A 12353-nucleotide genomic window follows, 5' to 3' on the forward strand; every position below is an offset into this window, starting at 1 on the left:
AGCATAAGGAGGAGTTCAATTGGATCAATGGCTAGCTAATTATCCGGATACTGTCAGTCACGAGTTCGAAATACCCTACATTTCCATTCCGCAGATGCTTGAAGAAACCGTTGAGAATTACGGCGACAAAGAGGCGATTTCGTTTTACGGGAAATCCATCTCCTACCGTCAGCTGTACGGGATGACCATTGCCTTTGCATCAGCGCTTCAGAAAAAAGGCGTTCAAAAAGGGGACAGGGTGGCGATCATGCTTCCAAATTGCCCGCAATATCCGGCAGCCTATTACGGAGCCCTTAAAGCGGGAGCCATTATCACCCAGGTTAATCCGATGCTCGTCGAACGGGAGCTTGATTATATTCTGAATGATTCCGGCGCGGAAACGATTGTCGTATATGATGCGCTTTATCCGCGAGTAAAGGCGGTCAGTGCAGGCACGGCTTTAAAGCGGATTATTACCGTCAGTCTGCAGGAGGAAATGACTCCTGCAGAGGGAGATTTTACGTTTTCGCAGTTTCTTTCTTTTTCAACAGGAGAGGTTCTTCCGGTGCAGATTGAACCGGAGCACGATATCGCCGTGCTTCAGTATACAGGAGGAACGACCGGGCGCTCAAAAGGGGCGATGCTTACACACAGAAATTTGATTGCAAATATTTATCAGTCTTTCGAATTTTTCAAGCATGAAGTTCAGACCGGCTCAGAACGCTGCCTGACAGTGATCCCGCTCTTTCACGTCTTCGGAATGACCTCGTGCATGAATTTGACTGTCCTGAGAGGGAATTCAATGATTCTGCTTCCGCGATTTGACCTTGAGGAAGTGATGCAGACCATCAAACGTGAACAGCCGACCATTTTTCCGGGTGTACCGACGATGTATGTGGCCATTACCAACCATCCTAAAGCTGAGGAGTACGGGATCAGCAGCATCCGCATCTGCAACAGCGGCAGTGCACCGATGCCTGTTGAGCTGCTGAATGAATTCGAGCGCAAAACGGGTGCCAAAATTCTTGAGGGATACGGATTATCAGAGGCTGCTCCAACGACTCACTGCAACCCGCCGTTTGCCAAGCGGAAGCCTGGGAGCGTCGGAATCGGCGTGCCGGGCACGGCTTATAAAATTGTCGATGTGGCAACAGGCAAAGAAGAAGTGCCTGCCGGAAAACTCGGAGAAGTCATCCTTAAAGGCCCCCAGGTGATGAAGGGCTACTGGAACATGCCTGAGGAAACGGCCAATACGCTCCGGGACGGCTGGCTTTTTACGGGCGATATCGCAAAGGTTGATGAAGAGGGATACCTTTACATCGTTGACCGGAAAAAAGACCTGATCATCGCAAGCGGCTACAATGTGTACCCGAGAGACATAGAAGAAGTTCTCTATGAACATGAAGCGGTGCAGGAGGCTGTCGTTATCGGGGTGCCTGATCCTTACAGGGGAGAGACTGTCAAAGCTTTTGTTGTGTTAAAAGCAGGGCGGCAGGCATCAGATGAAGAGATTATCGCCTTTTGCAGGTCCAATCTTGCTGCCTATAAAGTACCGGCGATGATTGAATTCAGAAGCGAACTTCCGAAAACAAGCGTGGGCAAAATCCTCCGCAGGGCCTTGCGGGAAGAAAACCTTCAAAGATAACAGGAAACTATGAATCTCTTTAAGTGCTTATGGTATACTTTTTTTAATCTAAGCTAGAGAGGATTAGCCAATATGAAGGAAAAAATCATCCAGGAAAGCATTCAGCTGTTTGGAGAAAAAGGCTTTAAGGAAACGTCCATTCAGGACATCGTCGATGCACTCAGCGTCACTAAGGGCACATTCTATTACTATTACAAAAGCAAAACTGAGCTGCTTATGGCCATCCATTTAAAATACATTGATGAGCTTCTGAGAAAACAGGAAGAAATCATCCATGACGCTTCGAAGCCATATAAGCAAAAGCTGCATGAAATTGTTTATATGCTGATTCATGATATTGAAAAAGAAGGCTTAAGCGCAAAAGTGTTTTTCAGGGAAATGAGAAATTTGACAAAAGAGGATATGGCTGAGGTCATTAAAAAACGCGACCAGTTCAGACTGAACATACAGCAGCTTCTTGAAGCAGGAATCGGAGCAGGGGAATTCCGGTCCGACTTGCCGATGGATATTGTCACCTTCGGTATACTCGGCATGACAAACTGGAGCTACTTCTGGTTTGATCCAAACGGAAGAGTGTCTGACGCAGAAGTATCGGATATTTTTCTGAAAATGGTGCTCCAAGGATTGAAAGGGTAAAGGGGGTTCCGGTTTTGTCCCGGATCTCTACCTGCTCTAATTATACCGACTGGTCAGTAGTTAAAAGGAGAGATGATGATGAAAAAGGAAGATATTCAGCAGATTTCGGTCATTGGAGCGGGTCAGATGGGCCATCAGATTGCCATGCTGTGCGCCCTTGGCGGTTATGAAACCGTGATTCAGGACGTTCAAGAAAGCGCTTTAGAAAAAGCGGAAGCATCTCTCCGTAAATTGATGGACAAATGGGTATCAAAATCCAAACTGACGGAGGAGCAAAAAGAGGCGGCATTTGGAAGGCTTACCTTTACACCTTCGCTTGAACAGGCTGCTGCCCACGCTGATTTTATCATTGAAGCAGTCGTTGAAAAGCTGGATGTAAAAAGGGAATTGTTTGCAAAGCTTGACCAAATGGCAAAGCCTCATGCCATTTTTGCATCCAACAGCTCAACTATTGTCAATTCACTGATTGCATCAGCAACAAATCGTGCAGACAAAGTTGTCAACATGCATTTCTTTTTTCCGCCGCTTGTCATGGACTGTGTGGAAGTTGTCATGAGTGAAGACACGTCAAAAGAAACAGCCGATTTGACGATGGATGTCTGTAACACAATCAACCGCACGGCAGTCCTTCTGAATAAAGAAATTTCCGGCTTTATCGCCAACCGGATTTTGGGTGCCCTGCAAAGAGAAGCCGTTTACCTGTATGAAGAAGGGTATGCAAGTTTTCAGGATATCGACACCATTTGCCGAAAAGCACTGAATCATCCGATCGGGCCGTTTGAATTAATGGATCTGTCCGGCATTGATGTCGGCTATTACGTCATGCAGCAAAGGTATGCGGAGTCGGGAGACCCTGCTGATAAGCCTTTTGCCTGCATTGAGCAGAAGGTGCGTCAAGGTGATCTTGGACGAAAAACGGGCAAGGGATGGTACACCTATCAAAAAGAAGAGGTGAAAAAATGAGCGTTGTATCTTACGAAAAACATGGAGCAGCTGCTGTTGTCACAATCAGCAATCCCCCTTTGAATGTCATGAACCAGCAGGTTACAAGAGAGCTTAAAGAAGCCTTTGCAAGTCTCAGAGAAGATGATGAGACACTTGCGGTCATTCTGACAGGAGCGGGTGACAGAGCGTTTATGGCCGGAGCTGATATTAAAGAATTTCCGAACCTTATCGGGAAAAAAGGCATTAAAGCCAATTTCCTGGAAGGACACGCATTCTTAAATGAAATTGAACAGTTCCCTAAACCGGTGATTGCGGTTTTAAACGGAATGACCTTCGGAGGAGGGTGTGAACTTGCATTAACATGCGATCTAAGAATAGCCGAGGAGCATGCCCAGGTAGGGCTTCCGGAAATTAAACTCGGATTATTCCCGGGTGGAGGCGGCACTCAGAGGCTTCCGAGAGCGGTTGGAGCAGCTAAAGCAAAAGAGCTCATGTTCACGGGAGATCCGATTGACGCAGCTGAAGCAAAAAGAATCGGCCTCGTCTCGTATGTTGTACCAAAGGGAGAAGGACTTCAAAAAGCCCTTGAACTTGCCGGCCGCATGACGCGCCACTCGCTTCCTGCCCTGTCCAAAATTAAAAAAGCGGTAGACGAGGGCATGAGCAGCACGCTTGAAGAAGGACTGGATCTTGAAGCTGGCCTGTTTGAAGAGGTATTTCAGACAGAAGATATTAAAGAGGGCGTACAGGCATTCATTGAAAAACGAAAGCCTGCTTTCAGCCATAAGTAAGGAGATGCTCCATGCATGAAGCACGGATGAGAGTCAGGTTTTGTGAAACAGATGCGCTTGGGCATGTGAACAATACTAGCTACTTCATTTACCTTGAAGATGCGCGCGTTCAGTTTTTTGAAGCGCTCGGATATTGCATGTCTTCAGGGGACTGGCCGTTTATCCTTGCCAGAGCAACATGCGATTTCCGCGGTCAGGCTTACTTCAATGAACACCTGATCATAAAAACGTCCGTTATGAAAATCGGAAAAAAAAGCTTCACCGTTCATCATGAAATTACAGAACAGGAATCCGGAAGACTGATTGCAGAAGGCGAAGCGGTCATTGTGACCTATAACTTTAAAACCGAGGAAACAGAAGAGATGCCGGACCATCTTGTAGAACAGCTGAAGAATTATGCTGCAAGAATTAATATCTGAATTTTCAAAAAAGAGGTGGCGCGATGTCTCAGCTTATTCCGGTAAGAACAGGAGAAGAACTGAATGCAGGGGTTCTTGAGACATACTTAAGAACGAAAATAGAAGAGCTGCCTGAAGGTACTCTTCAAATCAATCAGTTCGGCACAGGTGCTTCAAATTTAACGTATGCCCTTAAGATCGGCAGCTGGGAAGGGGTGCTCAGAAGGCCGCCGCTTGGACCAGTGGCTCCTAAAGCGCATGATATGGAACGGGAATTTGTCATTTTAAAAGACTTGCATCCATTGTTTCCTCTGGCGCCGAAACCTTATTTTTTCAGCAGCGATGAGTCGATTGCAGGCAGCCCGTTTTTCGTTATGGAAAGACGGCACGGTGTATTGGTCGACACTGAGTTTCCAAAGGGAATCGAAGCAACCCGGGAACTTGGCAAATCTCTTTCTGAGCTGATGGTCGATACGCTTGTCCGTCTTCATGATGTTCCGTATAAGGGTACGGCGCTTGAAAAACTGAGCAGGCCTGAAGGATTTATGGAGCGTCAGGTGCATGGCTGGATCGGCCGTTATCACAGGGCAAAAACAGATGATATACCAGAAGTCAGGCTGCTGACAGAGTGGCTTGAGAAAAACCTGCCAGCATCACCTGATCCGACGGTAATTCATTATGATTTCAAATTGAATAATTCGCTGTTTTCAAGTGACCTGAAAGAAATGACCGGCCTGTTTGACTGGGAGATGACCACAATCGGGGATCCTCTCGCAGATCTCGGGGCCGCCATGAGCTACTGGATGGAGGAGGATGATCCGGAGCCTTTGAAAAAAGGAATGGGCAAGCCTTCTGTTACAGCGAGCGGCATCTTCTATACCAGAAAGCAATTTATAGAAAGCTATGCTAAAAAAAGCGGCAGAGATATAGCAAACATCCATTACTACACTACATTTGCCACCTTTAAGCTTGCCGTCATCTGCCAGCAGATCTATTACCGCTTTAAAAAAGGGCAGACAAATGACCAGCGCTTTGCCCGCTTTGGGCCATATACTGAAATCCTCATCCAGCATGCACTGCGGCTGGCACAGAAGGGCTGACTATGGGGAAAATACATGTTGTGACCAGAAAAGAAGAAATAGACGAAGCCAAAATGAAAGGCAAAATTGCGGTAGTCTTTGATGTGTTGCTTGCCACATCAACCATTGCCACTGTTCTTGAGCATGGTGCCCGCTCCGTCATCCCTGTTCTGGACGGTGAACAGGCCCGAAGCCGTGCAGCGGAAATGAACAAGGATGACTGCATGCTTGTCGGCGAATATGAGGGAAGGACGATTGATGGATTTCTGGATCCTAACCCCTCCGCTTTGAAGGCTTCAGCCAAAGGGAAAAAAATCATATTATCTACGACAAACGGAACGGTTGCCATTCATAAAAGCAGTCCTGCCAGAAGAATATTCGCCTGCTCGCTCTTGAATGCCAAAGCAGTGGCAAATGCCCTTACTAAAGACCACAGTGAGGATACAATCATCCTTGTCTGTTCCGGTTCGTCCGGGCATTTCAGTTTGGAAGATTTCTACGGCGCAGGCTGCCTGATTCAGCACCTGGCAGAAGCGGGGGGCTATGAACTGAGTGATGCCGCCCAGACTGCGAAGCTGTTTTATGAAGGCTGCAAAGAAGAACCGGCAGTCGTACTTGCGAAATCCAAAGTCGGGAAAATGCTCGAGAAATACGGTTTTCAGGAGGAAATCAGCTTTATTTCCGCTAGAGACTGCTTTTCATGCGTGCCGGTCCTATACGGAGATGAATTAATCGATTACCGCCATCTGAAAGTCAACTCGTCATGAAAGGAGAGTGGGAAAATTGAGATTTCAAAACCAAATCGCTGTAGTGACAGGCGGAGGTAGCGGTATCGGGCTTGAAACGGCAAGTAAGCTTGCATCAGAAGGAGCAAAAGTCATTCTTGCAGGAAGAAGCGAGGAAAAACTGAAGGCGGCGGCAGAGCAGCTGAACCATTCAGAGCAAGCTGCGTTTCCTTTTGCGGCTGATGTTACTAAGGAAGAGGATGTCCTCTCACTTCTCTCATATGTGAAAGAGGAGTTTGGCGATCTGCATATTCTCGTCAACAACGCTGGTGGGTCTGTACACTCGAGAATTATGGATACAACAGCAGAACAATGGGATTTTGTTCAAAATGTCAATCTGAAGAGTGTTTTTCTTGTATCAAAAGTGCTTGGCGGCTACATGGCTGAGTGCAGCGATGAGGGTAACGACAACAGGGCAATCGTCAACGTAGCGTCTCTTTCAGGACATAAGGCGGGGGCGGAAATCCCTCATTACAGTGCAGCTAAAGCGGCCGTCATTCATTTTACAAGGGCGCTTGCACATGAGTTCGCGCGAAATGGCATCAGAGTCAACTCGGTATCACCGGGTTTCATTGAAACACCCCTGACAGAGCAGGGTCTTCAAAATGCAAGATTCACGGAAGCGATAAAGCGGAATACCGCATTGAAGCGTGTCGGCAAGCCTGAAGAAATTGCGAACATTATTGCATTTGCTGCTTCTCACGAGGCATCATATATGACCGGTTCCGATCTGCTTGCAGACGGCGGCTGGCTGATTACATAAACCAGGGAGGAATTAAGATGAGTGATTTATTAGTAGAAAAAAGCGGAAATGTCTTGTTTTTAACGCTGAACCGTCCAGAAAGGCTGAATGCTTTCAGTGCAGAGATGATTTTGTCACTGACGAATGAACTTGCCGCAGCAAAAAAAGATGACAGCATCAGAGCGGTTGTCCTGTCAGGATCAGGACGGTCGTTCAGTGCAGGCGGGGACGTCAAAACGATGGGAGAGGCTGACGGCCAGCAGGTTTATGATCATATTGGCCGCCTGAATGAATGCATCAAGGCTTTTAAAGAACTTGATAAACCTGTCATTGCCGCTGTACATGGGTTTGCCGCAGGTGCAGCCTTCAACCTTGCTCTCGCGTGCGATCAGATTCTGGCTGCCGAAGACAGCAAGTTTGTGATGAGCTTTTCACAGGTCGGGCTGATTTCCGACGGAGGAGGCCTTTATTTTCTGCCTAGGATCATTGGACCTTATAAGGCGAAGCAATTGTTCTTCAATGCTGAACCGATTACAGCTGTCCAGGCTGAAGAATATGGCATCGTAAACAAAGTAGTCCCGCTTGAGCAGCTTATGGATGAAGCTGTCTCATATGCCCATAAGCTCTCCCAGGGACCTGTAAAAGCATATGGCATGATGAAAAAAATCATCAATGCCTCAGCGGTGAGCACACTTGAAGAAATTCTTGAGCAGGAACGGATCGCACAGACGCTGATGATCTCAACAGAAGATCATCAGGAAGGCATTCATGCATTTAAAGAAAAACGCAAGCCAGTCTTTCAGGGGAAGTGAAGAGATGATGAGAGCGATCCAATTAAAAGAATACGGCGGACCGGAAGTATTGAAGGTAGTGGAACTTGATGTGCCGAAGCCGGCTGAAAACGAAGTGCTGATTAAAATTGAAGCAATCGGCGTCAATTATGCAGATACGGCAAGAAGGGAAGGGCAGTATGTGATTGATACGCCGCTTCCGTTTGTTCCCGGTGCAGAGGTGGCTGGAACGGTCGCTGAGACAGGAAACGGGGTTACCCGTTTTAAAAAGGGGGACAAAGTCGTTACCCTTCTTGGATCAAGCAGAGCTACAGGCTATGCAGAATATACCGTTGCAGAAGAACGCGGGCTGATTCCCGTTCCTGAAGGAGTGGATCTCAAGCAGGCTGTGTCTCTCCCGCTGCAGGGACTGAGTGCTTATCATATCTTAAAAACAATGGGACGGGTTGAAAAAGGCGAAACGGTCCTTGTTCATGCGGCTGCAGGCGGAGTCGGTACCATTGCCGTCCAGCTTGCCAAATTGTTTGGGGCAGGCAAAGTCATTGCAACAGCCAGTACGGCTGAAAAAAGAAGGCTTGCTCTTGAGATGGGGGCAGATGAAGCTGTTGATTATACACTTGAAGGCTGGGAGAAGGAAGTGCTGCAGCTGACGGACGGCAAGGGCGTAGATGTTGCTCTTGAGATGGCCGGAGGAGATGTTTTCAGGAAAACCCTCTCCTGCATGGCTCCATTTGGCCGCCTGGTCATTTACGGCGTGGCGAGCGGGGAGCAATCAAGGCTTTATCCATCATCGCTGATGGCTCAAAACCTGTCTGTCATCGGATTTTTTCTTCCTCAGATTATGAGAAAGAAAGAAATCTATCTTCAAAGTTTGTCTGACCTGCTTGGACATCTTCAAAAAGGAGAACTGAAGCTTACGATCGGCGGCGTTTATCCGCTCGAACAGGCAGGTGAAGTTCATGAAATGCTTCAGGGTAGACAGACGAAAGGAAAACTGATTCTCGTGCCTTAATTTTTTTAAAGCGGGGGGCTTTAGTCCCCCTGCCTCTTATCTTTTACTACATCCATCCTTATCCAGCAGCAGTTTTGCAAAAACTCCTCTCATCTACTCTGATATGTACCTGTCATGAATATCTTCCAGATGGACTGCAATTGAATGAAAATAAGCATGAGCAAGGGGGCCGCTATGGAGTTATTTCTTCAGCAATTGTTTAACGGAATTACAATTGGGAGCGTTTACAGTCTTGTGGCTTTAGGGCTGACGCTTGTGTTCGGCATTCTGCATATCCCGAATTTCGCCCACGGTTCGTTCTATATGATCGGCGCTTATGTCAGTCTCTTATTTATGACTCAGTATGGCATGAACTACTGGGCAGCACTCATATTGTCGATCCTGATTGTTGCTGGTCTCGGCATTCTCTGCGAGCAAGTAGTGTTTAAATACCTTGGAAATGTCAATCCGATGAGAGTCATGGTTGCTGCAATCGGCCTGATGCTGTTTTTTGAAGCGCTGGCGCAGCTGATATGGGGAACAGATTACAAACAAATGCCAACGCCTTTTTCAGGGGTAGTGGAAATATTCGGGCTGACCATCACGCAGCAGCGGATACTGGTTGTTGTATCATCCGTCCTCCTTATGCTTGCTTTGCATTTTTTCCTGACAAAGACGATGATTGGAGCTTCCATTGTCGCAATGTCACAAAACAGGGACGGCGCCTTTTTGGTCGGCATCAACGCCAATATGGTGGCCATGCTGACATTTGCCATTGCAGCGGCGCTTGCTTCTGCAGCCGCTACTTTAGCTTCTCCAATCAATCTCGTCTTTCCGACGATGGGGAGCCTCGTCATTATGAAAGCCTTCGTCATCATCATTATCGGAGGGATGGGCAGTATTCCCGGGGCAATAGCGGGAGGATTTCTACTTGGGCTGACTGAAAGCATGGGGGCTACTTATCTTTCAAACGATTATAAAGACATCTTTGCCTTTCTTCTCCTCGTGGCCATTTTAACCATTAAGCCTACCGGTCTCTTTTCAAAGGGGGCACGTACATGAAGGTTCAAAAAATACTGCTGCCTGTTATTCTGCTGATTGCGGTGCTGTTTCCTTTAATCTCTCAAAATCATTATCATAAGCAAATCCTCATTCTTGTCATGATCTGGTCCATCGCTGTTTACGGACTTAACATCATCTCGGGGTTTACAGGCCAGCTGTCTTTGGCCCATGCCGGTTTTTTTGCGGCAGGCGCCTACACGCTCGGAATACTGACATCCACTTATCAGATGAATTTCTGGCTTGCATTTGCAGCTGCGCTTGCCGTTACAGTAACCCTGAGTTTTGTAATCGGTCTGATTGCGCTAAGGACAAGACACCATTTTTTCGCCATATACACCATGTGTGTGGGGTTTATTATATACCTGGTCATCGACAAGTGGGATGAAGTCACCGGTGGAGTAAGAGGCCTGATCGGCATTCCTGTGCCGTCGCCTCTTGGTCCTGTCACCTTTGACACGATTGAATCGCAGTACTATTTTATCTTGTTCTTTTTGCTCGGAACAATCATCGCTGTTAAAAGAATCAAAGACTCTCTATTCGGCAGAACGCTCTTTGCCATCAGAGGGAGTGAAGATCTTTCAAAGACAATCGGGATCAATATTATGAAAAATCAGCTGCTCGCCTTTGTCCTCTCCGCTTTTTTTGCGGGTCTCTCAGGCGTGCTGTATGCGGGTTTTATCCGTTTTCTCGGGCCGGATATCTCAGCGATCACCGTCACGTTTGAAATGCTGATGTATCTTCTTGTCGGAGGAATCGGCACGATGACAGGACCTGTTCTCGGTACATTTTTGATTGTTACTGTCACACAGTCCCTGCAGTTTCTGGAAGAATACAGAATGCTGATTTTCGGTCCGATCGTCGTTTTGATCATGCTTTTTTATCCAAAAGGGCTTGTCGGAAGCTATCACTCTCTGAAAATGTATTTCTCGCAGCGCAGGCCTGCTGATGCAAAGAGAAAAATAAAGGAGGCTGGATGATGCTGATAGAAATCAGACAGTTGACAAAATCCTTCGGGGGATTGACGGCTGTAAATGAAGTTGACCTTGGGATTGAAAAAGGGAAGATCACCGCAATCATAGGGCCGAATGGAGCCGGAAAATCAACATTTCTGAATCTGATCAGCGGTTTTCACCGGCCGACTTCCGGAACCATCCTGTTTAACGGGACAGATGTGACAGCAGCAAAGCCTGCCAGAATGGCAAAGCTCGGAATCGGCAGGACGTTTCAGACGACAAGTCTTTTTTCGGACGCTACTGTCATTGACAATGTGCTGATCGGCCATCGCCTCAGAACGAAATCAAACTTGTTTGACGGAATCTTTAAAACAAAAAGGGAACGGTCGGAGCAGCAGCTGTGCTATGACAAAGCGGTGGAAGCTCTTTCCTTTTGCGGGGTCGACCATTTAGAAGGCGAAATGGCTTCTGCCATCTCACAGGAAGCCCAAAAACGGGTGGCCATTGCACTTGCTCTTGCAACTGAACCTCAGATCATCCTTCTTGACGAACCTGCAGCAGGAGTTAATCCTGATGAAACAGACGGACTGTCCGAGCTGATTCTCAAATTAAAGCGCACCGGATATACAGTCTGTTTCATCGAACATAAGATGAAGATGGTCATGAGTCTTGCTGATAAAGTGATGGTTCTCAATCACGGCAAAAAAATTGCAGAAGGTCTGCCATCCGATATTCAGGCAGATCCAAACGTGATTGAAGCTTATCTTGGAGGACATGCCTATGCTGAAGCTGCAACATATTGATGTATTCTACGGCCGGTTTCAGGCACTGAAAAACGTATCCATGGAAATTGGACAGGGAGAGCTTGTGACCATTCTGGGGGCAAACGGTGCAGGGAAAAGCACGCTGTTTCACACGCTGTCGGGCCTGAACAAGGTTTCTTCCGGAGACATTCTTTTTGAAGACCGGAAGATTCATAATATGGCGCCCTATAAATTAGTCAGAGCTGGTATTGTCCAGTGCGCCGAAGGCAGAAAGCTGTTTTCTGAAATGAGTGTTTTTGAAAATCTGAAAATGGGAAGCTATACCCGGCGAAGTGATAAAAAGGCTGTCCAAAAACAGCTGGATGACATTTATGCCCTGTTTCCGATTCTATTTGAAAAACGGAAAGATGCTGCAGGGTCTCTCAGCGGCGGTCAGCAGCAAATGCTTGCCATCGGCAGGGCTCTCATGGCGAAGCCGAAGATTCTGATGCTTGATGAACCTTCTCTCGGACTCGCACCGCTGATTGTAGACCAGATGTTTAAAGTCATCCAGGAAATTCATAAGCACGGAACGACGGTGCTGCTCGCTGAACAGAACGCGCATGCCGCTTTGTCCATTTCAACAAGAGGTTATGTTATGGAGAACGGACAGATTGTGATGCAGGGGACAAAAAAAGAGCTGTTTGATAACGATGAGGTCAAACGCGCCTATATTGGCGCTTGACATATTTTTTTTTGCAAATGGCATGCCTGCAGCGCAAATAGGTTGGGCAGAAGTCGATTTTGATGAAA

Annotated in this window: 14 protein-coding genes; all 14 read left to right on the plus strand. The window is 47.2% G+C overall.

Going from position 1 to position 12353, the window contains the following annotated elements:
- The first annotated feature begins 19 nt into the window (after nucleotides 1-19).
- A complete protein-coding gene (locus AZ46_RS03895; protein ID WP_029285167.1) occupies nucleotides 20-1624 on the plus strand; it encodes a long-chain-fatty-acid--CoA ligase in 1605 nt (534 codons plus the stop codon).
- 72 nt (nucleotides 1625-1696) lie between these two features.
- Nucleotides 1697-2260: a TetR/AcrR family transcriptional regulator gene (locus AZ46_RS03900; protein WP_029285165.1), complete on the plus strand. Its 564-nt coding sequence runs from the start codon at nucleotides 1697-1699 to the stop codon at nucleotides 2258-2260.
- A gap of 78 nt (nucleotides 2261-2338) precedes the next feature.
- Nucleotides 2339-3223, plus strand: a complete 885-nt coding sequence (locus AZ46_RS03905) for a 3-hydroxyacyl-CoA dehydrogenase family protein (RefSeq protein ID WP_029285163.1) — start codon at nucleotides 2339-2341, stop codon at nucleotides 3221-3223.
- Nucleotides 3220-3996, plus strand: a complete 777-nt coding sequence (locus AZ46_RS03910; protein WP_029285161.1) for an enoyl-CoA hydratase — start codon at nucleotides 3220-3222, stop codon at nucleotides 3994-3996. The genes AZ46_RS03905 and AZ46_RS03910 overlap by 4 nt, the downstream gene beginning before the upstream one ends.
- 11 nt (nucleotides 3997-4007) lie before the next feature.
- Nucleotides 4008-4415: an acyl-CoA thioesterase gene (locus AZ46_RS03915; RefSeq protein ID WP_029285159.1), complete on the plus strand. Its 408-nt coding sequence runs from the start codon at nucleotides 4008-4010 to the stop codon at nucleotides 4413-4415.
- 23 nt (nucleotides 4416-4438) lie between these two features.
- On the plus strand, nucleotides 4439-5494 hold the full coding sequence (locus AZ46_RS03920; RefSeq protein WP_029285157.1) for a phosphotransferase family protein: 1056 nt from the start codon (nucleotides 4439-4441) through the stop codon (nucleotides 5492-5494).
- Nucleotides 5495-5496: 2 nt separating this feature from the next.
- A complete protein-coding gene (locus AZ46_RS03925; protein WP_029285156.1) occupies nucleotides 5497-6240 on the plus strand; it encodes a 2-phosphosulfolactate phosphatase in 744 nt (247 codons plus the stop codon).
- A gap of 16 nt (nucleotides 6241-6256) precedes the next feature.
- Nucleotides 6257-7021: an SDR family NAD(P)-dependent oxidoreductase gene (locus AZ46_RS03930; protein ID WP_029285154.1), complete on the plus strand. Its 765-nt coding sequence runs from the start codon at nucleotides 6257-6259 to the stop codon at nucleotides 7019-7021.
- Nucleotides 7022-7032: 11 nt separating this feature from the next.
- On the plus strand, nucleotides 7033-7812 hold the full coding sequence (locus tag AZ46_RS03935) for an enoyl-CoA hydratase/isomerase family protein (RefSeq protein ID WP_035319095.1): 780 nt from the start codon (nucleotides 7033-7035) through the stop codon (nucleotides 7810-7812).
- A gap of 7 nt (nucleotides 7813-7819) precedes the next feature.
- The gene (locus AZ46_RS03940) at nucleotides 7820-8803 is read left to right on the plus strand and encodes a quinone oxidoreductase family protein (protein WP_029285150.1); all 984 of its coding nucleotides are present in this window, start codon (nucleotides 7820-7822) and stop codon (nucleotides 8801-8803) included.
- A gap of 174 nt (nucleotides 8804-8977) precedes the next feature.
- A complete protein-coding gene (locus AZ46_RS03945; RefSeq protein WP_029285149.1) occupies nucleotides 8978-9844 on the plus strand; it encodes a branched-chain amino acid ABC transporter permease in 867 nt (288 codons plus the stop codon).
- The gene (locus tag AZ46_RS03950; protein WP_029285147.1) at nucleotides 9841-10821 is read left to right on the plus strand and encodes a branched-chain amino acid ABC transporter permease; all 981 of its coding nucleotides are present in this window, start codon (nucleotides 9841-9843) and stop codon (nucleotides 10819-10821) included. The genes AZ46_RS03945 and AZ46_RS03950 overlap by 4 nt, the downstream gene beginning before the upstream one ends.
- Complete coding sequence (locus AZ46_RS03955) at nucleotides 10821-11600, plus strand: ABC transporter ATP-binding protein (RefSeq protein WP_029285145.1); 780 nt, start codon at nucleotides 10821-10823, stop codon at nucleotides 11598-11600. The genes AZ46_RS03950 and AZ46_RS03955 overlap by 1 nt, the downstream gene beginning before the upstream one ends.
- Nucleotides 11578-12285, plus strand: coding sequence for an ABC transporter ATP-binding protein (locus AZ46_RS03960; RefSeq protein WP_029285143.1), 708 nt, complete (start codon nucleotides 11578-11580; stop codon nucleotides 12283-12285). Before AZ46_RS03955 ends, AZ46_RS03960 begins: the two co-directional genes overlap by 23 nt.
- Nucleotides 12286-12353 lie beyond the last annotated feature (68 nt).

Source organism: Metabacillus indicus LMG 22858, from assembly GCF_000708755.2.
GTDB classification, from domain to species: domain Bacteria; phylum Bacillota; class Bacilli; order Bacillales; family Bacillaceae; genus Bacillus_P; species Bacillus_P indicus.

Bases quoted from the DNA above. Each gene is read 5' to 3' on its own strand.
- AZ46_RS03950 (WP_029285147.1), top strand. From the start codon at position 9,841: ATGAAGGTTCAAAAAATACTGCTGCCTGTTATTCTGCTGATTGCGGTG.
- AZ46_RS03900 (WP_029285165.1), top strand. From the start codon at position 1,697: ATGAAGGAAAAAATCATCCAGGAAAGCATTCAGCTGTTTGGAGAAAAA.
- AZ46_RS03905 (WP_029285163.1), top strand. From the start codon at position 2,339: ATGAAAAAGGAAGATATTCAGCAGATTTCGGTCATTGGAGCGGGTCAG.
- AZ46_RS03920 (WP_029285157.1), top strand. From the start codon at position 4,439: ATGTCTCAGCTTATTCCGGTAAGAACAGGAGAAGAACTGAATGCAGGG.
- AZ46_RS03940 (WP_029285150.1), top strand. From the start codon at position 7,820: ATGAGAGCGATCCAATTAAAAGAATACGGCGGACCGGAAGTATTGAAG.
- AZ46_RS03910 (WP_029285161.1), top strand. From the start codon at position 3,220: ATGAGCGTTGTATCTTACGAAAAACATGGAGCAGCTGCTGTTGTCACA.
- AZ46_RS03960 (WP_029285143.1), top strand. From the start codon at position 11,578: ATGCTGAAGCTGCAACATATTGATGTATTCTACGGCCGGTTTCAGGCA.
- AZ46_RS03955 (WP_029285145.1), top strand. From the start codon at position 10,821: ATGCTGATAGAAATCAGACAGTTGACAAAATCCTTCGGGGGATTGACG.
- AZ46_RS03915 (WP_029285159.1), top strand. From the start codon at position 4,008: ATGCATGAAGCACGGATGAGAGTCAGGTTTTGTGAAACAGATGCGCTT.
- AZ46_RS03945 (WP_029285149.1), top strand. From the start codon at position 8,978: ATGGAGTTATTTCTTCAGCAATTGTTTAACGGAATTACAATTGGGAGC.
- AZ46_RS03925 (WP_029285156.1), top strand. From the start codon at position 5,497: ATGGGGAAAATACATGTTGTGACCAGAAAAGAAGAAATAGACGAAGCC.